Source organism: Streptomyces sp. NPDC054956 (assembly GCF_053609185.1).
On the sequence record NZ_JBSGXB010000080.1, the window covers coordinates 7,975 to 26,271 of the forward strand.

At 72.2% G+C, this 18,297-nt stretch carries 18 protein-coding genes and 1 pseudogene; 10 read left to right on the forward strand and 9 right to left on the reverse strand.

Annotated features, from left to right (window positions below; genetic code table 11):
* From ACWGDE_RS15650 to ACWGDE_RS15665, 4 genes and pseudogenes are all read left to right on the forward strand, one after another.
* Positions 1 to 335: pseudogene (locus ACWGDE_RS15650) on the forward strand (hypothetical protein); the annotation flags it as partial.
* A gap of 79 nt (positions 336 to 414) precedes the next feature.
* Complete coding sequence (locus ACWGDE_RS15655; protein ID WP_453389528.1) at positions 415 to 720, forward strand: dsRBD fold-containing protein; 306 nt, start codon at positions 415 to 417, stop codon at positions 718 to 720.
* Between the two features lie 37 nt (positions 721 to 757).
* The gene (locus ACWGDE_RS15660; protein WP_453389529.1) at positions 758 to 1,675 is read left to right on the forward strand and encodes an ABC transporter ATP-binding protein; all 918 of its coding nucleotides are present in this window, start codon (positions 758 to 760) and stop codon (positions 1,673 to 1,675) included.
* Positions 1,672 to 2,493 (forward strand): ABC transporter permease subunit, encoded by an 822-nt coding sequence (locus ACWGDE_RS15665; RefSeq protein ID WP_453389530.1) that lies wholly within the window; start codon positions 1,672 to 1,674, stop codon positions 2,491 to 2,493. Before ACWGDE_RS15660 ends, ACWGDE_RS15665 begins: the two co-directional genes overlap by 4 nt.
* A 69-nt stretch (positions 2,494 to 2,562) precedes the next feature.
* On the opposite strand, the gene ACWGDE_RS15670 is transcribed toward ACWGDE_RS15665, so the two are convergent.
* Both ACWGDE_RS15670 and ACWGDE_RS15675 read right to left on the reverse strand, forming a co-directional pair.
* Positions 2,563 to 3,555, reverse strand: a complete 993-nt coding sequence (locus ACWGDE_RS15670; RefSeq protein WP_453389531.1) for an Acg family FMN-binding oxidoreductase — start codon at positions 3,553 to 3,555, stop codon at positions 2,563 to 2,565.
* Between the two features lie 160 nt (positions 3,556 to 3,715).
* A complete protein-coding gene (locus tag ACWGDE_RS15675; RefSeq protein ID WP_453389532.1) occupies positions 3,716 to 4,585 on the reverse strand; it encodes a universal stress protein in 870 nt (289 codons plus the stop codon).
* Positions 4,586 to 4,901: 316 nt separating this feature from the next.
* On the opposite strand from ACWGDE_RS15675, the gene ACWGDE_RS15680 reads away from it, so the two are divergent.
* Both ACWGDE_RS15680 and ACWGDE_RS15685 read left to right on the forward strand, forming a co-directional pair.
* The gene (locus ACWGDE_RS15680; protein WP_453389533.1) at positions 4,902 to 5,810 is read left to right on the forward strand and encodes a universal stress protein; all 909 of its coding nucleotides are present in this window, start codon (positions 4,902 to 4,904) and stop codon (positions 5,808 to 5,810) included.
* A gap of 163 nt (positions 5,811 to 5,973) precedes the next feature.
* Positions 5,974 to 7,704 carry a GAF domain-containing protein gene (locus ACWGDE_RS15685; protein WP_453389534.1) on the forward strand — a complete coding sequence of 577 codons (1,731 nt, stop codon included), beginning with the start codon at positions 5,974 to 5,976 and terminating at the stop codon, positions 7,702 to 7,704.
* A 41-nt stretch (positions 7,705 to 7,745) separates the two neighbouring features.
* Here the strand turns inward: ACWGDE_RS15685 and ACWGDE_RS15690 are convergent, their stop codons facing one another.
* The 4 genes from ACWGDE_RS15690 to ACWGDE_RS15705 all read right to left on the reverse strand — a co-directional run bounded on the left by ACWGDE_RS15690 (position 7,746) and on the right by ACWGDE_RS15705 (position 12,409).
* Complete coding sequence (locus ACWGDE_RS15690) at positions 7,746 to 8,210, reverse strand: Crp/Fnr family transcriptional regulator (protein WP_453389535.1); 465 nt, start codon at positions 8,208 to 8,210, stop codon at positions 7,746 to 7,748.
* 156 nt (positions 8,211 to 8,366) lie between these two features.
* Entirely contained in the window at positions 8,367 to 9,074 is a 708-nt protein-coding gene (locus ACWGDE_RS15695; protein ID WP_453389546.1) for a response regulator, read from the reverse strand.
* 150 nt (positions 9,075 to 9,224) lie between these two features.
* Positions 9,225 to 9,866: a CBS domain-containing protein gene (locus ACWGDE_RS15700; protein ID WP_453389536.1), complete on the reverse strand. Its 642-nt coding sequence runs from the start codon at positions 9,864 to 9,866 to the stop codon at positions 9,225 to 9,227.
* Between the two features lie 182 nt (positions 9,867 to 10,048).
* Positions 10,049 to 12,409 (reverse strand): phosphoketolase family protein, encoded by a 2,361-nt coding sequence (locus tag ACWGDE_RS15705; RefSeq protein ID WP_453389537.1) that lies wholly within the window; start codon positions 12,407 to 12,409, stop codon positions 10,049 to 10,051.
* Positions 12,410 to 12,651: 242 nt separating this feature from the next.
* On the opposite strand from ACWGDE_RS15705, the gene ACWGDE_RS15710 reads away from it, so the two are divergent.
* The gene (locus tag ACWGDE_RS15710) at positions 12,652 to 13,527 is read left to right on the forward strand and encodes a universal stress protein (RefSeq protein ID WP_453389538.1); all 876 of its coding nucleotides are present in this window, start codon (positions 12,652 to 12,654) and stop codon (positions 13,525 to 13,527) included.
* A gap of 332 nt (positions 13,528 to 13,859) precedes the next feature.
* Positions 13,860 to 15,287 carry a pyridoxal phosphate-dependent decarboxylase family protein gene (locus ACWGDE_RS15715; protein WP_453389539.1) on the forward strand — a complete coding sequence of 476 codons (1,428 nt, stop codon included), beginning with the start codon at positions 13,860 to 13,862 and terminating at the stop codon, positions 15,285 to 15,287.
* Positions 15,288 to 15,290: 3 nt separating this feature from the next.
* Here the strand turns inward: ACWGDE_RS15715 and ACWGDE_RS15720 are convergent, their stop codons facing one another.
* Positions 15,291 to 15,998 (reverse strand): response regulator, encoded by a 708-nt coding sequence (locus tag ACWGDE_RS15720; protein WP_453389540.1) that lies wholly within the window; start codon positions 15,996 to 15,998, stop codon positions 15,291 to 15,293.
* A gap of 254 nt (positions 15,999 to 16,252) precedes the next feature.
* On the opposite strand from ACWGDE_RS15720, the gene ACWGDE_RS15725 reads away from it, so the two are divergent.
* Entirely contained in the window at positions 16,253 to 16,579 is a 327-nt protein-coding gene (locus ACWGDE_RS15725) for an STAS domain-containing protein (RefSeq protein ID WP_453389541.1), read from the forward strand.
* Between the two features lie 132 nt (positions 16,580 to 16,711).
* Complete coding sequence (locus ACWGDE_RS15730) at positions 16,712 to 17,200, forward strand: pyridoxamine 5'-phosphate oxidase family protein (protein WP_453389542.1); 489 nt, start codon at positions 16,712 to 16,714, stop codon at positions 17,198 to 17,200.
* Between the two features lie 272 nt (positions 17,201 to 17,472).
* On the opposite strand, the gene ACWGDE_RS15735 is transcribed toward ACWGDE_RS15730, so the two are convergent.
* Positions 17,473 to 17,742 (reverse strand): hypothetical protein, encoded by a 270-nt coding sequence (locus ACWGDE_RS15735; protein WP_453389543.1) that lies wholly within the window; start codon positions 17,740 to 17,742, stop codon positions 17,473 to 17,475.
* 123 nt (positions 17,743 to 17,865) lie between these two features.
* The coding region (locus ACWGDE_RS15740) for a sensor histidine kinase (RefSeq protein WP_453389544.1) at positions 17,866 to 18,297 on the reverse strand (432 nt) is incomplete at its 5' end.

An 18,297-nucleotide genomic window follows, 5' to 3' on the forward strand; every position in this document is an offset into this window, starting at 1 on the left:
CTCCCGTCACCTGGGAGGACTCTTCGCATCACGTCCACACGGACACCGTCCCCGTGCGGCCAGGGACTCACAACGCAGACACCGTCCGGGTCTGGGTCGACGACAACGGCAACGCGGCAACGAGCCCACCAGGCGCGCTCGATGTCGCTCTGACGGCCATGGGCCACGGTGCCGGAGCATCGGCCGTGGTCGTCCTCGCGGCGGGAGCCTTGGTCTACGTGCGCCTGCGCGGTGTCGACAGGCACAGTGCGCAGGCGTGGGAGAGCGAGTGGGAGCGCGTCGAACCCCGGTGGTCCGGCCGTCTGCGCCGCGGACAGGACGCATGCGACGACTGAAGGTACCGCCGGCGGAGACGGACGAGATCCGCCGCTGGATCCGGCACCACAACCACCTGTGAACACACGGAGGGACACCATGTCGCACACGACCGAGTGGAAGACCCGCACCTACCTGTTCGAGGAGGACCACACCACCAAGGTCCGCATCGAACTCGACACCGGAACCAACCGGCTCACCGGACACGGCACCGCCCGCTGCAACCCCGTGGACAAGGACGTACCCGAGATCGGCGACGAACTCGCCGCGGCCCGCGCGCTGGAGGACCTCGCCGCCCAGCTCAAGCGCATCGCATACGGAGACATGGTCAAGTCCGGGGCGGCTTCGCAGGAAACGTCGCTCAGGCCCTACGGCGGCTGGATGCTCGATGCAGTCGTGCGGTGACCGGCCGGGAGCTGAGGTGCAGGACGAAACTGGACGCATGGGTGACGGACCGGCGATCGAGCTGGCCGACCTGACCAAGAGGTACGGGCCGGTGAGGGGAATCGACCGGCTCAGCCTCACCGTGCGGTCCGGCGAGGTGTTCGGCTTCCTCGGGCCGAACGGCGCCGGGAAGACCACCACGCTGCGCTGCCTCACCGGACTTCTCCGGCCGAGCGGGGGGCGCGTCAGGGTGCTCGGGCTGGACCCGATGGCCGATCACCGCCGGGTGGCGCCTCATCTGGGGTATCTGCCGGGCGAACTGCGCCTCTATCCCGAACTCTCCGGGGCGGAGACGCTCGACCTGCTGTCCGCGCTACAGGGCGCCTCGGTACCCCGTCGGAACGAGCTGTGCGACCGGTTGGGGCTCACGGGGGCGGTACTCGCCCGCCCGATCGGCGGCTACTCGCGTGGCATGAAGCAGAAGCTCGGCCTGGTGCAGGCGCTGCAGCACGATCCTCGGCTGGTGATCCTCGACGAACCCACCGAAGGACTCGACCCGCTGGTCCAGGAGACGTTCTTCGAGCTGTTGGGCGAGGCGGCGGCCGCCGGCCGGACCGTCCTGCTCTCCAGCCACGTCCTGCCGGAGGTGCAGCGTACGTGCGGCAGGGTGGCGATCGTACGGGACGGACGCCTCGTGACGGTCGAGAGCGTGGCCGGCCTGCGCGAGGCCCGGGCCCGGCGGATCCGGCTGACCTTCACGGACGGGCAGGGAGCCCGGCCACTGGGCGGAGCGGAGCGGTGGGCCCCGAGCTGGCAAGGGGACCGGGTGGAACTGCTCGTGCCACCGAGCGAGGTGGTGGGCGCGCTGCGCGGGCTGCTGGCGCTGCCCGTCGCCGACGTCACGGTGGAGGAAGCCGGACTCGACGAAGCGTTCCTCGACCTCTACCGCACCCGCGACGAGGAGGAGCAGCCGTGAGGCGGCGGTGGCCCCTGCTGTGGCTCGCGTTGTACCGGCGACGCAGGATGCTGGCCGCGCTGGTCGTCGGGATGGTCGTATTCGAGGCGCTCATCGTGGTGGTCGCCGGCACGATTCCCCCGGGGCAGCTCTTCTCGGCCGGAGGGAAGGGACCGCCCTCGGCCTACCAGGCGTTCAGCGGGTCGAGCGGCGAGGTGTCCATCGCCAGCTACCCCGGGCTGCTGGGCGCCGGTCTCACCCACCCGTTCTGGATCGCCATGCAGCTCACAGCGATCGGCTCGCTCGCGGCGGCGGCCGTGGCGGCGGACGTGGAGTCCGGGACGGTGGAACTGGTGATGGTGCGCCCCGTCAGCCGTACCAGGCTGCTGGTGGAGAGGACCGCCGCGCTGGTGCTGGCGGCACTCGCCCTGAACGCGGCAGCGACCCTCACCGTCGCGGTGGGGGTAGCCCTGTCACCGGGCATCCACCGGGACGTACCGATCGGAGGCGTGTTCGCGGCGGGGGTCATGGGACTGGGATTCGCCCTGTGCCTGACCGGGCCGGCGATGGCGGTGTCGGCGGCGGGGCGGCGGCGGGCCCAGGTGGTCGGCGCGACCATCGCGATCGGCGCGGTCGGGTTCGCCGTCAATTTCATCGCGCTGGCCTGGTCGCCCGCGGCACCCCTGAGGTTCCTGAGCCCGTTCCACTACTACGCACCGGGCGACGCCATGGCCCGGGGCGGGGTGCTCTGGCCGCAGCTCGGCGTTCTGGTCGGCGTCGGGGCACTGGGGCTCGTACTCGCCCATCTGATGCTGCGGCGTCGGGACCTCGCGCCCTGAGCGGCGGTCCCGCCATCGGGTCCGGACGGGACGTCCCGGCGGTCGGGCCGGGGCGCCTCGGAGCCCCTCCTATGCCCGGATCTCCAGGACCTCCTCGACGGGGCGGCGGGGGGTGTCGGGGCCTTGGGGGCCGTAGCCGAGGCGCAGGACCATCTGGACGTGCCCCATGCCCTCGGCCGGATCGCGGACCGTCCACCGCAGTTCCTGCCACTCCAGGGGCTGGGAGGTCATCGAGGTGGCGATTCCGTCGGCCGTGGCCCGGAGGAGGACCCGCTCCAGCGCCTGGCCGGCCCGCAGCCAGTCGACTCGGGTGTCCGTCGGCGTACCGAGCAGGGCGAGCTGCGGTCGCTTCTCGAAGACGGCCCAGCCGCGGTCCGGCGTGGGCCGGTCCCGCCCGAAGTCCCGCACGGGGGAGGATCCTCCGGAGCTGCGCGGACCGAAGGCGGCGGCCGGAATGCCGTCGCGGCGTGTGCCGGACGTGTCCTGCGGAGGGGAGGCCCAGGCAGCGGTCTCCGCCCGGACCAGCGGATCGATGTCCTCCCGGTGCTCCGCGTCGCGCACCAGCCCGAGCACGGTATCCATGTGCCAGTCGCCCGGAACGGTCAGTCGGCAGCCCTCCAGAAGGGCAGCGCTCCTCAAGCCGTCCATGAGCGCGTCCGGCACCGGCTCGTCGTCGAACGGGAAGCGGCTGGTGTGCCGGCGCCGGAGAGCGTCGTGCAGGGCCGCCAGCCCGGAGTCCTCGTGCTCGGGCCCGTCGATGGACGCCGTCGCCAGCAGCCACGGTCGCGCCTCGTCGGGCAGCAACCGTACCCGCGCCCCGAGGCCGTGCCGGGCCGCGGACACGCGCAGGTTGAACAGGGCTGCCGCGCAACCGATGTGCAGGGCACGGTTGTTCGGGTCCGTACGCGTCATGGCGCGCTCCGGATCGCCGTACAGCTCGATGGTTCCGCTGCCGGAGCGGTACACGAAGGCCCACGGCTGGGCGTTGTGCATGGACGGGGCGGTGACGGCGTCACCGACGAGCTGGGCGACCGTCTCGGTGTCGATGCGTGATGCGGTCACGGGACTGGTCCTGTCTGTGGGGTCTCGGCTCGGTTGATCGGCTCTTCCAGGATCCACCGATCACAGCTGCTCCGGGGAGGGGCCGGGTGGCCCCATCGGGGACCGGACGGCTCCTCTCGCTGCTCAGCACCCGGCCGGGCCGGCCCGTGCCGGTACGTGATCAGTCGTGCGCGACGACGGCCACGGGAGCGGCCGCGTGGTGCAGGACCGCGTGGGCGACGGATCCCAGGTGCCTGCCGAGGGGAGAACGGCGCAGATGGCGGCCCACGACGACGAGGCCCGCGCCCCGGGAAGCGCGGACGAGATGGTCGCCCGCAGAGCCCATGAACACGCTGTGGCTGACGTCCACGTCCGGGAACTTGTGCCGCCACGGCAGCAGCATGTCGTCCACCATGTGCGTCACGCTCAAGCCGATGTCCCGCTCGTTGTCGGGGTCGAAGAAGGGAACGTAGTCGTAGGCGGGCGGCATCTTCCACCCGTGCACGGCCCGCAGCGCACAGTCGCGCCGTGAGGCCTCCTCGAAGGCGAAGGCGAGCACCCGGTCACACGCTTCGTGGATGTCCACTCCCACGACCACCTCGGAGCCGGCGCCGGTGCCGGGGCCGTCCGGATCGTCGGCGACCCTGACCAGGACGACCGGCGTATCGGTCGCGACCAGGGTGGACATGGCCACCGAGCCGACGAGGAAGCCGACCAGCCCGCCGAGGCCCCGAGATCCCAGGACCAGCAGCCCGGCCTCTCCGGCCTCGGCCGCGAGGGCGGCTGCCGGCCGGGCCGACAGGCACCGGGTGGTGATCTCCAGCCGGGGATGGCGGCGCTGCAGCTCCTGCGCCGCGTCCGTCAGGGCCTGGTCGGCCCAGCGGTCCACGTCATGGCGGCCCAGGCCCGGGAACACCGGGTCCAGGGGCCAGTCCACGGCGTGGACGAGCCGCAGCGGCACGTGCCTCAGGACGGCTTCCCGAGCGGCCCACCGGGCGGCTGCGCGGCTCTCGGCCGAGCCGTCGACTCCAACGGTCACGTGGTCCTTCATGGCGGGAACTCCGTTCGTGCGGGTCGGCGACGCCTGGTCACCACGGAAGCGCGTGGCGGCCTGGGCGAGCGGCCGGGGTGTCCTCGGTCCGGGTGTCGCCACCATCCGCCGGGGCCGGCCGCCGGGTGAAGGGCCGAACGGCCCCGTCCGCGGACCGTACGGGCCAGGAGAGCCGGGAGGGCAAGGCGGGACGGGACCGCGGTGGGCCGATGGGGACCTTTGGTCCCGATCGTGGTCCCGGGAGGCCCTCTCACAGGGGCATGGCCAGTGGCAGCGTGAGCGGTGTCCCTCGTCGGCTCCTCGGTTGGGAGGAATCGTGGAAAGCACATTCCGAACCCCGGACACCAGCTCCGTGGTCGTCGGCGTGGACGGTTCGGATTCGGCCCGTGCCGCCGCCTTGTGGGCAGCCGGAGAGGCCGTACGCCGCGACCGTCCTCTGCACATCGTCTACGGCAGCGACACCGACGGCAGAGCTCTCTACCTGTCGGTGGATACCATCGAACGGGTCCGCGTCAACGGCCGCCAACTCCTTGACGACACGGCGAAGGCCGTCAGGGACGAGCACCCCGGACTGCCCGTGACCACCGAATTCAGCCGGGCGAACGCCGTCGACAGCCTGCATCGGGCCGGCACTCTGCACGGCACGATCGTGGTGGGCAGCCGAGGCCTGGGCGGATTCAACTCCCTCATGCTCGGCTCGGTCGGCCTGGACGTCGCGGCAGCCGCCATGACCCCCGTCATCGTCGTCCGCGGCACCGGCGGGGCGGAGGAAACCGGCACGGTGCTCGCCGCCGTCCGTGACGAGCACGACCTCCCGCACGCCCGGTACGCCGCGCGCGAAGCCGAACTGCGCAAGGGAAGGCTCCGCCTTCTGCACGTGTGGAACGTGCTGCAGTCCGTCGGTGAAGTCGTCAGCATGCTCGACGGCGTCGGCGAGATCGCGGGCGTGCACGAAGAGGCCCTGCTGGCTGTCGCGGAAGCGGTCCGCGCCGAGTCTCCCGGTCTCGAGGTGCAGGCCGACGCCGAGAAGAGCGTCTCCGTGGCCGGGGTGCTGGTGGAAGCGTCCCGCCACGCCGACCTCCTCGTCATGGGCGGGCGCCGTGCCCCCAGTGGCCTCGGGATCGCCCGCACCCTGGGCAGGGCGACGCACAGCGTGCTGCACCACGCGCACTGCCCCGTCCTCCTCATCCCGCGGACCGGAACCGACTTCGGGAGCGGGTCATGACGGGCCCCCGGTCGAGGAACTGGCGCGGGCGGGCGAGCACACCCTGGCCGTCGTCGTGGGCCGCCGCGGGCGCGGTGGATGGCGCTTGGAAGGAATTCCGCTCCTGCCGGGGCTACGGTGAAGGAGGTGGCGTCCCACCCTGCCCGTCGGCCGGAGGTGTGGCATGTGCGCAGACGGCCGGCCCGCCCACGGGGGCATGCCGCGGCTGCGGCTGGACGAGCTGCTCGACGAGCTCCAGGTGCGGATCGACGAGGTCAGGGGCACCCGGGACCGGCTGAACGGGCTGCTCGAAGCCGTCATGTCGGTCGGCCGCGAGCTGGACCTGCCCCAGGTCCTGCGCGGCATCGTCGAGGCCGCCGTCGTCCTCGTGGACGCCGAGTACGGCGCACTCGGCGTCATCGGCGACGACCGGAAACTGGCCGAGTTCCTGCCCGTCGGCATCACGGACGAGATCCGTGCGCGGATCGGCGACCTGCCGTCCGGCCACGGCCTCCTCGGCGAACTGATCCGGCACCCGGAACCCCTGCGGCTGTCGGAACTCTCCGAGCACCCCGCCTCGTACGGCTTCCCGGACCACCACCCGCCGATGCACACCTTCCTCGGTGTCCCCATCCGGGTGCGCGACGAGGTCTTCGGCAACCTCTACCTCACCGAGAAGCGCGGCGGCGTCGAGTTCGACGCCGAGGACGAGGCGGTCGTGTCCACCCTCGCCGTCGCCGCCGGCATCGCCATCGAGAACGCCCGCCTCTTCGAGGAGGTCCGCCTGCGCGAGCGCTGGCTGGGGGCCAGCTCGGACATCACCAGCTCCCTCCTCTCGGGGGCCCCCGAGGACGAAGTCCTCGAAGGCATGCTGGACCGCGCCAAGGACATCACCAGCGCCGACATGGGTGTCTTCTACCTCATCGGCCCCACCGGGGAGCTGCGCGGCTCCATCGCCCTCGGGTACGCGGCCGAAGCCCACCGGGGCATCGTCCTGCCGAGCGCCACCGGCACCCTGGCCGAGGCGGCTCTGGCACGGGACGGGCTGGTCGTGGTCGCGGACGTGGAGGCCGACCCGCGCGTCACCGTCCAGCCGGAGCGGTGGACCGGGTTCGGGCCGGCCGTCGCGGTCACCGTCGGCACCAAGGAGCGGCTCAGCGGCATCCTGGTCCTGGCCAGGCGCCGCGGCCGCACAGGCTTCGCCACGGCCGAGGTCGCTTCGCTGCCGGGATTCGCCAATCAGGCGGCCCTGGCGCTCGAACTCGCCGACCGGCGCCGTGACGCCGAGCAGATGAGCCTGCTCGAAGACCACGACCGCATCGCCCGCGACCTGCACGACCTGGCCATCCAGCGTCTCTTCGCCACCGGCATGACCCTGCAGAGCGCCCAGCGGTTCGTGGACCATCCCGAGGCGGCCGAGCGTCTCACCCGCGCCGTGGACGACCTCGACGCCACCATCAAGATCATCCGGTCCACCATCTTCGGGCTCCGGGACCGTACGGCCGGCGGGCCGGCGCCCAAGCTGCGCTCCCGCACCGTCCAGGCCGTGGACGCCGCCGCCGAGGGCCTGGGATTCGCTCCCGCCTTGCGGATGGAGGGGCTGATCGACACCGACGTACCGCCTGCCGTCGCCGACGAAGTCCTCGCCGTTCTCGGGGAAGCCCTGACCAACGTCACCCGGCACGCCGAGGCCACCCGCGCGGAGGTGTCGGTCGTCGCCGAGGGCGGCGTCGTCACCGTCACGGTGACGGACGACGGGGTCGGCCTGCCCGAGGGTGGCCGACGCGGCGGGCTCCGCAATCTCGCCGAGCGCGCCGAACGGCTCGGCGGTCGCATGGAGGTCGCCTCGCCAGCGGCGAACGGGTCGGGTACCTGTCTCGAATGGCGGGTTCCGCTCGCCTCGCCGGCACCGTGACCGGCCTCGCCGGCGGCCACGCCCGGGCCTGATCTCCCCGCTTACAAGGAGCTGCCGCTGCCGTAGGGCGCGTACAGGTCGAGCAGGCGGACCCGCGCGGCCTGCAGCCGATGCGCGAGGACCTCTCCGACCCAGTGGCCGAGGGCCGAGCCGAACGCCGTGTCCGCATCGATCAGCGCGCGGACGCGCACCGCGTCGAACTCGTAGGCGCGGACGGGTGTCACGGCCTCGGCGGTCAGACGCCAGACGTACGGTTTGAACAGCCACGAGCAGCCGACCAGCTCGCCGGTTCCGAGGGTCTCGATGACCGCGGCGCGCCGACCGGGGACGTGAACGTCCAGGGTCACGGCGCCGGACCGGAGGATCCAGAACCGGTCCGCCTGGCCGCCCTCGCGGAAGAGACGGGTTCCCTCGTCGAGGTTGACCTCGCGGGCCAGTTCCATCAGTCGGGCCCGGCAGTCTGCGGGCAGCGCCGCCTTGAACCGGGTGGGGGACGGGATGGGCATGAGCGGCCTCCTGGTGTGAGCCCGCCTCCATTCTCCGCGCGTCGCCCTGTCCTCGCCACGGGCCCTGTGGGCACCGGACGGGGGCCGAACGGCCCGGGCCCGGACCGGCTGAGCCACAGAACCGCGACCCGGGGACCGGGCGGCTCGAGCCACGGCCTAGTGCCTCGACGTCGCCTCGCCATCGTGTCCTTGGCCGTGCACCTGGGCCGCGATGACGGCAGCCTGGACGCGCCGTTCGACGCCCAGCTTTCCCAGGAGCCGGGAGATGTGGTTCTTGACCGTCTTCTCCGAGAGGTAGAGCCGTTTCGCGATCTGCCGGTTGGTGAGGCCGTCGCCGATCAGTTCGAGGACGGCGCGCTCGCGTTCCGAGAGGGCAGCCAGGCGGGTGTCCTCGGGAGCTTTCGAGGCTTCCGGGGCCCGCAGGGAGCGCATCAGGCGGGCGGTGGTCGCAGGGTCGAGCATGGATTGGCCGGTGGCGACGGTGCGGACGGCGGAGACCAGGTCGGTCCCCTTGATCTGCTTCAGCACGTACCCGGCCGCCCCCGCCATGATCGCGTCCAGCAGGGCGTCCTCGTCGTCGAACGACGTCAGCATCAGGCAGGCAAGGCCGGGCATCCGGGAGCGCAGCTCCCGGCACACCGTGATCCCGTCACCGTCGGGGAGCCGGACATCGAGAACGGCGACGTCGGGGCGTAGGGCCGGCCCGCGGGCCAGGGCCTGATCCGCCGTGCCCGCCTCGCCCACGACGGTGATGTCCGCCTCGGCGTCGAGCAGGTCCCGCAGTCCCCGCCTGACCACCTCGTGATCGTCCAGCAGGAACACCTTGATGGGGGCCTCCGCGGAGGCGTTCGGTACGTCGGACATGTTCGCCGCCCGATCCGGGTCACGTCGCGTGCGCATGCTGCCACCCGAATTGTCTCAGGAGGGGCGAGATGCGCACTCGCTGAGCCGGGGGCGTGCGACCTTGGCCGGGCGTCGGTGGAAGCCGCGGGCCGACGGCCGGTAGCTACGCGGCTACACGGTGGCAGGGACGGCCCCGCCGAGCTCCATCCGGACGTCCACGACCCCCTCCACGGCGCGGATCGCCCGCGCCAGAAGAGGAACCAGGGCCCGGTCGCGCAGGGGTCCGCAGAGCGTGGCGATCCCGTCCTGCACCGAGAAGGCCGGGACCGTGCCGGGCGTGAGTTCGGCGAGCACGGCGCGGATCTCCTCCGCCAGCTCCTCGTCGGGGCGAAGGAAGACCTTCAGCAGATCGCTGCGGCTGACGACCCCCTCCAGCATGCCGATGCGGTTGACCACGGGGAGGTGCTTGACGCGCTCGCGGGCCATGATGCGGGCGGCCTCGGCGGCTGTGGCGTCCGGACGGACGGTGACCGCCGGGCTCGACATGAGCTCCTCGGCGAGCACGCCGCCGGCCTTGGCGGCTGCCTCCAGCTGGTCCGGCAGGGTGGGCTCCTCGCGGCGGAACTCTTCCTTGGGCAGAAGGTCCGCCTCGGAGACGACGCCGACCACGCGGCCCTCCCCTTCGAGGACGGGGAGGGCGCTGACCTTCCATTCGTGCATCAGTTCGACGATTTCCTTGTAGGACGCCTCACGGCCGATGGCGATGGCGGTGTGGGTCATGACGTCACTGACGGTGTAGCGCGATGCGGGCATGAGTGGCTCCTTCGCGGTGGTCGATGGGGATGCTGTTGCCGCCTCGGGCGCGCGCGGATGACCTCGGGGTGTCGACCTGCCCGGTCCGGGCACTGAAGCATCCGCCTCGGCAGGGCCCGGTGGGCCGGGCCGGGACCGACCGGCCCGGCCCCGGACGGGTGGTCTGGCCGGTCGGCGCCTGCTCAGTACGGCCAGGACCAGTCCGCGACCTCCGGCAGGTCGGTGCCGTGTACGCGGATCCAGTCGTGGTGGCGGATGCGCTGGTCGGTCATGGCCTGGCGCAGCCCTTCGGCGCGGCCCGCGAGGCCGGGGACGCGGTCGACGACGTCCATGACGAGCCGGTAGCGGTCCATGTCGTTGCGCACGACCATGTCGAACGGGGTCGTGGTGGTGCCGGACTCCTTGTAGCCGCGCACGTGCAGCTGGGCGTGGCCGGTCCGGCGGTAGGCGAGGCGATGGATGAGCCACGGGTAGCCGTGGTAGGCGAAGATCACCGGCTTGTCGGTGGTGAAGAGGGCGTTGTACTCGGTGTCGGTCATGCCGTGGGGGTGTTCCTCGTGGGGCATGAGCCGGGCGATGTCGACGACGTTGACGACGCGGACGGCGAGCGCGGGCAGGTGCTCGCGGAGCAGGGCGGCGGCGGCCAGTACCTCCATGGTGGGCACGTCGCCGGCGCAGGCGAGTACGACGTCCGGTTCGCGGGAGCCGTGGTCGGTGCCGGCCCACTCCCAGGCGCCGGCGCCGCGAGCCACGTGCGTGCGGGCCTCGTCGATCGGCAGCCAGTCGAAGCAGGGCTGCTTGCCGGCGACGATCACGTTGACCTGGTCGCGGCTGCGCAGGGCGTGATCGGCCACGGCGAGGAGGGTGTTGGCGTCCGGCGGCAGGTAGGCGCGTACGACCGCGGGGCTCTTGGTGAGCACGTGGTCCACGAAGCCGGGGTCCTGGTGGGAGAAGCCGTTGTTGTCCTGGCGCCAGACGTGCGAGGTGAGGAGGTAGTTGAGGGAGGCGATCGGTGCCCGCCAGGACAGCTCGCGGGAGGTCTTCAGCCATTTGATGTGCTGGCCGACCATGGAGTCGACGATGTGCGCGAAGGCCTCGTACGTGGAGAACAGCCCGTGGCGGCCGGTGAGCAGGTAGCCCTCCAGCCAGCCCTGGCAGACGTGTTCGGACAGGATCTCCATGACCCGGCCTTCGCGCGACAGGTGCCGGTCCGTGGGCTCGGTGATGCCCTGCCAGGCCTTGCCGGTGGCGTCGTACAGGTCGTCGAGGCGGTTGGAGGCGGTCTCGTCCGGTCCGACGACCCTGAAGTCCCGCCGGCCGGCCGTATCCCGCATGATCTGCGCGAGGAACCGCCCCAGGACGCGGGTCGGTTCGTGGAGGGTGCGGCCCGGTTTGTCGACGGGGACGGCGTGCGCGTCGAGATCGGGCATCGGGAGCGGGCGCAGCAGCCGGCCGCCGTTCGCGTACGGTACGGCGCCCAGGCGGCGCTCGCCCTCGGGGACGCACGCCAGTACCTGTGCCGTCGGGCGGCCGTCGATGTCGAAGAGTTCCTCGGGCCGGTACGAGCGCAGCCAGTCCTCCAGCTGCTTCAGGTGTGCCGCGTCCTCACGGACTCCTGCCAGCGGGACCTGGTGGGCGCGCCACGTGCCCTCGACCGGTTCGCCGTCGACGGTCGCCGGGCCGGTCCAGCCCTTGGGCGTGCGCAGCACGATCATCGGCCAGCGCGCGTACTCCCGGCCCGGGCCGGTGCCCGCCGTCCGCGCCTCCCGCTGGATGTCCGCGATGCGATCCAGGGCCTGGTCCATCGCGCGGGCCATGGACTGGTGCACCAGGGCGGGATCGCTACCGGTCACGTACAGCGGGTCGTGCCCGTAGCCGCGCAGCAGGTCGTCGAGCTCGTTCTCGGGGATCCGGGCCAGGACCGTCGGGTTGGCGATCTTGTAGCCGTTGAGGTGCAGGACGGGCAGGACCGCGCCGTCGTGGACCGGGTCGAGGAACTTGTTCGAGTGCCAGGACGCGGCCAGAGGTCCCGTCTCCGCCTCGCCGTCGCCGATGACGCAGGCGACCAGCAGGCCGGGGTGGTCGAATGCGGCGCCGTAGGCGTGGGAGAGGGCGTAGCCGAGCTCGCCGCCCTCGTGGACGGAGCCCGGGGTCTCGGGTGCCACGTGGCTGGGCACCCCGCCGGGGAAGGAGAACTGCCGGAACAGCTTGGCCTTGCCGTCGGCGTCGCGCGTGACGTCCGGGTAGGTCTGCGTGTACGTGCCCTCCAGCCAGGAGTTGGCCAGGACGGCGGGACCCCCGTGCCCCGGACCCCAGACGCACAGGGCCTCCAGCGCACGCTCCTTGATCACGCGGTTGAGGTGCGTGTGCACGAGGTTGAGGCCGGGGGAAGTGCCCCAGTGCCCGAGCAGCCGGGGCTTGATGTGCTCCGGCCGCAGCGACTCGGTCAGCAGGGGGTTGTCCATGAGGTAGATCTGGCCGACTGCCAGGTAGTTGGCGGCGCGCCAGTGGGCGTCCAGCTCCGAGATCGGGTACGCGGTCATTTCCGCTCCTCCGTGCGGCGGTCCGGGACGTTCGTCGACTGAGCCGATGCCGCCACACTGCGCCTCCTGGTCGATGGACGGCAGGGGATGACGGTCCCGCCGTGAGGGACTGTCGGCCCTTCTGCGCGTCTGCCCCCGACGGCGAAGGTGAACCCGGTGGCGCCGGTCCCCCCGGCCGGTGCCACCGCCGTCCCTGCCTGACCGACCCCGATGCCCAGGGCATCAGTACGGAGGACCGACCTGTGAAGCGCACCATTGTCGCCGGAGTGGACGGATCCCCGGAGAGCCGGGCCGCGGCCGACTGGGCCGCGCGGGAGGCCCTGCGGCGCGACATGCACCTGCGCGTGGTCCACGCCTGGCTGTGGCAGCCGCTCGGAGCCCCGATCGTCCAGGACCGCGACACCGAAGCGAGCCGGGCCCAGGACATCCTGGCGGAGGCAACGGCCGAACTGACCCACCGCCATCCGTCGTTGCCCCTGACCGCCGAGGTTCTCCAGGACACTCCCGTGCCCGCTCTGCTCGGCGCCGCCAAGGACGCGGAGATGCTGGTGCTCGGCACCCGCGGGCACGGCGTTGTCGCCGGCTTTCTGCTCGGCTCGTACGGGCAGCAGCTGATCGCGGCCGCCGAATGCCCCGTCGTGTCCGTGCGGGCCCGGCACGGCCGGCCGGTGGGCGGGCCCGAGGAGGGCGAGGTCGTCGTGGGCCAGCAGGGCGGGGGGGAGGAATCCGCCGGCGTACTGGGCTTCGCCTTCGAGGCGGCCGCCGTGCGCAAGGTACCGCTCCGTGCGGTGCGGGCCTGGAGCCTGCCGCCGGTCTACGGATACAGCCCGGGATCGATGTGGATCGCCGAGCAGTTCGGCGGTCTGGAGCCCTTCGAGAAGGCCGCGCTGGAGCAGGCGCTGGAGCCGTGGCGGCTGCGGTACCCGGAGGTGGAGGTGGTGGAGCAGGTCGACATGGGCAGTGGCGGCCACGTCCTGCTGTCCGCCGCGTCGGACGCCCAGCTGGTCGTCGTCGGGCGCCGGGTCCGTGAGTCCTCGGTGGGCGCACGCGTCGGCTCCGTGGCGCACGCCGTTCTGCACCACGCCGTCTGCCCCGTCGCCGTGGTCCCGCACTCCTGACCCGGTCGGGGTCAGGCGGAACGGCCGGGCACGCGACTGTACGGCGTGCCCGGCCGCGGACCTGTCCGCCTCCCGGAACCCCGGCGCGCCCGCCCGGCGGGCCGAACTCCCGCCGAGTGACCGTCAGCCGGTGCCGTCGGCGCGCCCGCCGCGAGACGGGGTCCGCTTCACGGGATCGTGACCGGGGGGCCGGCCGGTCGTTGAGATCTTGGCCGTCCGGCCGAGTCAGCCCGCAGCGAAGGTAGCGTTCCCGGTGTCGTCGCAGTCCAAGCCCTCCCTGTTGTTCCCCGGATCCCGGCCGGAGGCCGACCCCGGCAGCCCCCCCGTTTGCCGTGCACCCGAAGGTGTTCCGGGACGAACTGGTGAGGGCCGCCGAGTGGGTGGCGGACTACCTCGAGCAGCTGCCCGAGGGGCCGGTCACGCGGCCCGTGCCCGATGCGCACCGAAGGCTCCTGGCCACCGGATCGCTGCCCGAACACGGCCAGGGCCTGGGCGGACTGCTGGACTTCGTGGAGAAGTCCGTCGCTCCCTATCCGACCGGGAACGGCCATCCGGCGTTCTTCGCCTGGATCAACTCGCCCCCGTCACAGCCCGGGGTGATCGCGGAGCTGCTGGCCTGTGCGATCAACGCCACCTGCGGCATGGGTGAGCACGCCCTGATGGACCTGGAACGCGGAGTGGTGCGCGACCTGGCCGAGCTGGCGGGCCTGCCCGAGGCCGCGGGCGGGGTGTTGACCAGTGGTGGATCGATGGCGAACCTGCTGTGCTTGGCCACCGCCCGGCATTGGTTCCTCCAGCGGCACGGGGCGACCGACGGGCCCGCGTACGACCGGGCCCATGCCCGCCTGGTCGCCTACCACAGCGACCAGGCACACATGTCGGTGGCGAAGGCCGCCGCCGTCATCGGGCTGCCCGCGTGGCGGCTGCGCGCCGTGCCCACCACCGACGACCGCCGCATGGACGTCGCCGCGCTGCGCGCCGCCGTCGAACGCGACCGCGAGGCCGGCCTGCTTCCGTTCTGCGTCGTCTCCAATCTGGGCACCACCGCGAGCGGTGCCATCGACACACCGGCGCCGATCACCGGTCTGTGCCGGCAGTACGGCATGTGGCACCACGCCGACGGCGCGTGGGGCGGGCTCGGTGCGGTCCTTCCCGAACTGGCCGCCGCCTACCGGGGAATCGCCGATCTGGACTCCCTCACCGTCGACCCGCACAAGGCCCTGTCCGTCCCCGTCGGCTGCGGCGCGGCCCTGGTCGCCGATCCTGACGCACTCCGCGCGGCCTTCGCCTTCCGTGCCTCCTACCTGGACGGCGACCAGGAATGGCCCTGGCTGTCCGACTACACGGTCGAACTCACCCGCCCCGGTACCCGTGCCCTCACGCTCTGGGCCACCCTGCGCCACCTGGGCCGCTCCGGGGTCACCGCCCTCCTGAGCCACTACCAGGACCTCGCCCGCTACCTGCGCGACCGCATCCGCGACCATCCCGATCTGGACCTGTGTGACAGCGGCCCCCTGCCCGTGGTCTGCTTCCGCCTCCACACCACCCCCGAGCACGGCACCGCCTCCGCCTTCCACGCCGCGGTCGCGGCCAGGCTCCAACAACGAGGCCACGCCTACCTCGCCACCGTGGAACACCGGGGCGAAACCATCCTGCGCGCCTGCATCTGCAACCACCTGACCACCACTGCCGATCTCGACACCCTGCTCCACGAAGTCCTCACCTCCGCGCAGCACCTCGTCGGCACCCGGAACCAGTGACACCTAGTCGGCGGCCGGAAACGGGTGCTGACTCGGTGGTACCAGGGTGTGGCTGGCGATGACCGCGGCCTGGACGCGGCGTTCGACCCCGAGCTTGGTGAACAGCCGCGAGACGATGTTCTTGACGGTCTTCTCCGCGAGGTAGAGCTGCTTGCCGATCTCCCGGTTGGTGAGCCCCTCGCTGACCATGACGAGGATCTGCTTCTCGCGGTCGGTGAACCCGGGAAGGCCCGGGACCTGCTCCTCCTTCGGGGTGTCACCCCGCATGCGGGCCATCAGCCGCGCGGTCGCACCCGGGTCGAGCATCGACTGGCCGCCGGCCACCGTGCGGACGGCGGTCACCAGGTCGGTCCCGGTGATCTGCTTCAGCACGTAGCCGGAGGCCCCCGCCATCACGGCGTCCAGCAGGGCCTCCTCGTCGTCGAACGACGTCAGCATCAGGCAGGCGAGTTCGGGCATCCGGGAGCGCAGCTCGCGACAGACGCTCACCCCGTCGCCGTCCTGGAGCCGCACGTCCAGGACCGCCACCTGCGGGCGCAGCGCGGGGATCCGGATCAGCGCCTGCTCCGCGGTCCCTGCTTCACCGACGACGGTGATGTCCGCCTCGGCGTCCAGCAGGTCGTGCACCCCCCGGCGGACGACCTCGTGGTCGTCGAGCAGGAAGACCGTGATCGGTGTCTTCGTGGGGGAGGGGGCACCGCTGTCGGCCATGACGCAACTCCTTCTGTGGGTTCGTCCCGCGCGCACGAACACCGGCATCCTGCCCGCCCGCAGGGTCGAAAGGACAGGGCCGATCGGCCCTCATCGGGCGAGCGCTCCTTTCGCCGGAGCCGGGAGAAGAGGGACCTTCGGCCCTGCGGGAGGGGCGTGTGGTCCTTTCCGCAGGTGACGCAGGTGGGATGAGCTGATGCCGCACGGGGAACACCGCGACCCGAACCGAGGGCCGCTCGTCGCACGGAGGGGTCATGACGACCGCCTTGATCGACTTGAAGACCACGGCCCGCAACGCCGGCGGAGTGCGGATAGCGCTGGCCGGCGAGCTCGACTTCCATACCGCGGCACTGGTCGAGCCCGGCCTCGCTGATCTCCTCCGATCGGGTCACCGGAGCCTGGAGCTCGACCTGTCCGGCCTTACGTTCTGTGACAGCGGGGGCATCGATCTGCTCCTCCGTGTCGACCACAGGTGCCGCGCGCTGGGCACGAGGCTCCGCCTGCGTGACGTACCCCCGCTGATGGCCAAGTCGATGAGAATCCTTGGCGTCGACCGGGTGTTGCGACTCGTTGTCGCCTGAGCGCCACCCAGTCCGAATCCGAATCCGGACCCGAGGTGGGGACCATTCGGCCCTGGTGTCCCTGGTGACCGGGAGCGAGGCTGACACTCGTAAGCCGCGGGTGCGGATCGAGACCGGACGAAGGTGCGGACCATGGAGCAGGACGGCACACGGCGCCCTGACGCCCCGGTGGGCCGCCGGACGGCGAGCCGGCGCATGCAGGAGCTGGACAGGGCGGAGGCGCTCCGGCTCCTGGGAACGGTGTCCCTCGGGCGCATCGTCTTCACCCAGCAGGCGCTGCCCGCCGTTCGCCCCGTCAACCACCTCGTCGATGGCGAGGACGTCATCGTCCGCATCCACGACGGCGGAGCACTCGCCTCGCTCACGGCCCCTTCGGACGCCCCGGGGGTGGTCGTGGCCTACGAGGCGGACGTGATCGACCCCGTCACGCATCTCGGGTGGAGCGTCGTCGTCACCGGCTACGCCCGCCCGGTGGACGATGCCGACGAGGCGGACCGGTACGCGGTCCTGCTGAGTCCCTGGGTGGGACACCGCATGACCGGCGCCCTGCGGATCCGTCCTGACCTCGTCACCGGATTCCGGCTCGAGGCGGACCGCGCGGCGGGGTGCGCGCCGCACTGAGGAGGTCCGGGGATCCTGGGTGGGCGGGGACGGGCGAAGGTGTCCCCCCGCGCGTAACCGATGGGGCGGCGAATCGTTCCTTTCCATGTCGCAGATACACACCCGCGTCCCCCGCGGCATCAGCGGCGCGGAGGCCCCGGAAGGCACCATCGCCTTCCGGGGCCTCCGGGCTTTCCCGCAGACGGGGACGGATCCCTGGTGGGTCCCGTCCTCAGCACATCCCTACCGGCCGCCTGCGGAGGAAACGCCGCGGCGGACGGCAAGAGCCTCGTTCAGGAGTCACCCGCGGCGACGTCCAGCTGGGCGGTCTTGCTGTCCTCGTTGGCGGTGAAGTCGACCTCGATCGGAATGTCGCGGCCGGGCCGGGGCGCGCTCAGGGTCTTGGTGACCGGTGGCACCTGTGCGAGGTGCGGGTTCTCCTGCTCGACGTCTGCCGTGAGGGTGCCGACGCGCTCGCGGACGGTGGCCTCGTAGGCATCGACACCATCGGCATGGGCCACGCCTCCGGCCAGCAGGGCGGTGCCCGCGAGGAGGCCTGCCATTGCAGTCTTCTTGATCATGTGGTGATCAACGACGGCGGGACCCGCTGGTCACCCCTGCCGGACCCGGCGCCTCGGTCCGGCGTCGCCCGCGGCGGCCTTCGTCGGCCTGACGGCACGGTGCCGTCAGCGGTCCGTGGGCAGGGGGGCGCGCCACACGAGGCGGCTGCCGCCGTCGTCCGGGGTGTCGAGGGTGAAGGTTCCGCCCAGATCCAGGGCCCGTTCCTCGAGGTTGCGCAGGCCGCTGCGGCGGCCCTGGGCGGGGATGCCCTTGCCGTTGTCCGTGACGGTCAGCACGATCTCGCCCGGAGCCGCCTTGAGGGACACGCCGACCCGGGTCGCGTGCGCGTGGCGGGCGGCGTTGCTCAGGAGCTCGCCCAGGACCGCCATGACGTGGTCCGCCATCGGGGCGGGTACGTCGGTGTCGAGGAGTCCCTCCATGCTCAGGCGCGGCGGATGGCCGAGCGTGGTCGCCGCGTCGCCGACGGCCCGGGCTGCCCGGGCCCGCAGTCCGGGGGCGTTGTCGCGGTCCTTGGTGCGCAGCCCGAAGATGGTCGA

Bases quoted from the DNA above. Each gene is read 5' to 3' on its own strand.
- ACWGDE_RS15655 (WP_453389528.1), top strand. From the start codon at position 415: ATGTCGCACACGACCGAGTGGAAGACCCGCACCTACCTGTTCGAGGAG.
- ACWGDE_RS15660 (WP_453389529.1), top strand. From the start codon at position 758: ATGGGTGACGGACCGGCGATCGAGCTGGCCGACCTGACCAAGAGGTAC.
- ACWGDE_RS15675 (WP_453389532.1), bottom strand. From the start codon at position 4,585: ATGAAGGACCACGTGACCGTTGGAGTCGACGGCTCGGCCGAGAGCCGC.
- ACWGDE_RS15685 (WP_453389534.1), top strand. From the start codon at position 5,974: ATGTGCGCAGACGGCCGGCCCGCCCACGGGGGCATGCCGCGGCTGCGG.
- ACWGDE_RS15690 (WP_453389535.1), bottom strand. From the start codon at position 8,210: ATGCCCATCCCGTCCCCCACCCGGTTCAAGGCGGCGCTGCCCGCAGAC.
- ACWGDE_RS15695 (WP_453389546.1), bottom strand. From the start codon at position 9,074: ATGTCCGACGTACCGAACGCCTCCGCGGAGGCCCCCATCAAGGTGTTC.
- ACWGDE_RS15700 (WP_453389536.1), bottom strand. From the start codon at position 9,866: ATGCCCGCATCGCGCTACACCGTCAGTGACGTCATGACCCACACCGCC.
- ACWGDE_RS15705 (WP_453389537.1), bottom strand. From the start codon at position 12,409: ATGACCGCGTACCCGATCTCGGAGCTGGACGCCCACTGGCGCGCCGCC.
- ACWGDE_RS15720 (WP_453389540.1), bottom strand. From the start codon at position 15,998: ATGGCCGACAGCGGTGCCCCCTCCCCCACGAAGACACCGATCACGGTC.
- ACWGDE_RS15725 (WP_453389541.1), top strand. From the start codon at position 16,253: ATGACGACCGCCTTGATCGACTTGAAGACCACGGCCCGCAACGCCGGC.
- ACWGDE_RS15730 (WP_453389542.1), top strand. From the start codon at position 16,712: ATGGAGCAGGACGGCACACGGCGCCCTGACGCCCCGGTGGGCCGCCGG.
- ACWGDE_RS15735 (WP_453389543.1), bottom strand. From the start codon at position 17,742: ATGGCAGGCCTCCTCGCGGGCACCGCCCTGCTGGCCGGAGGCGTGGCC.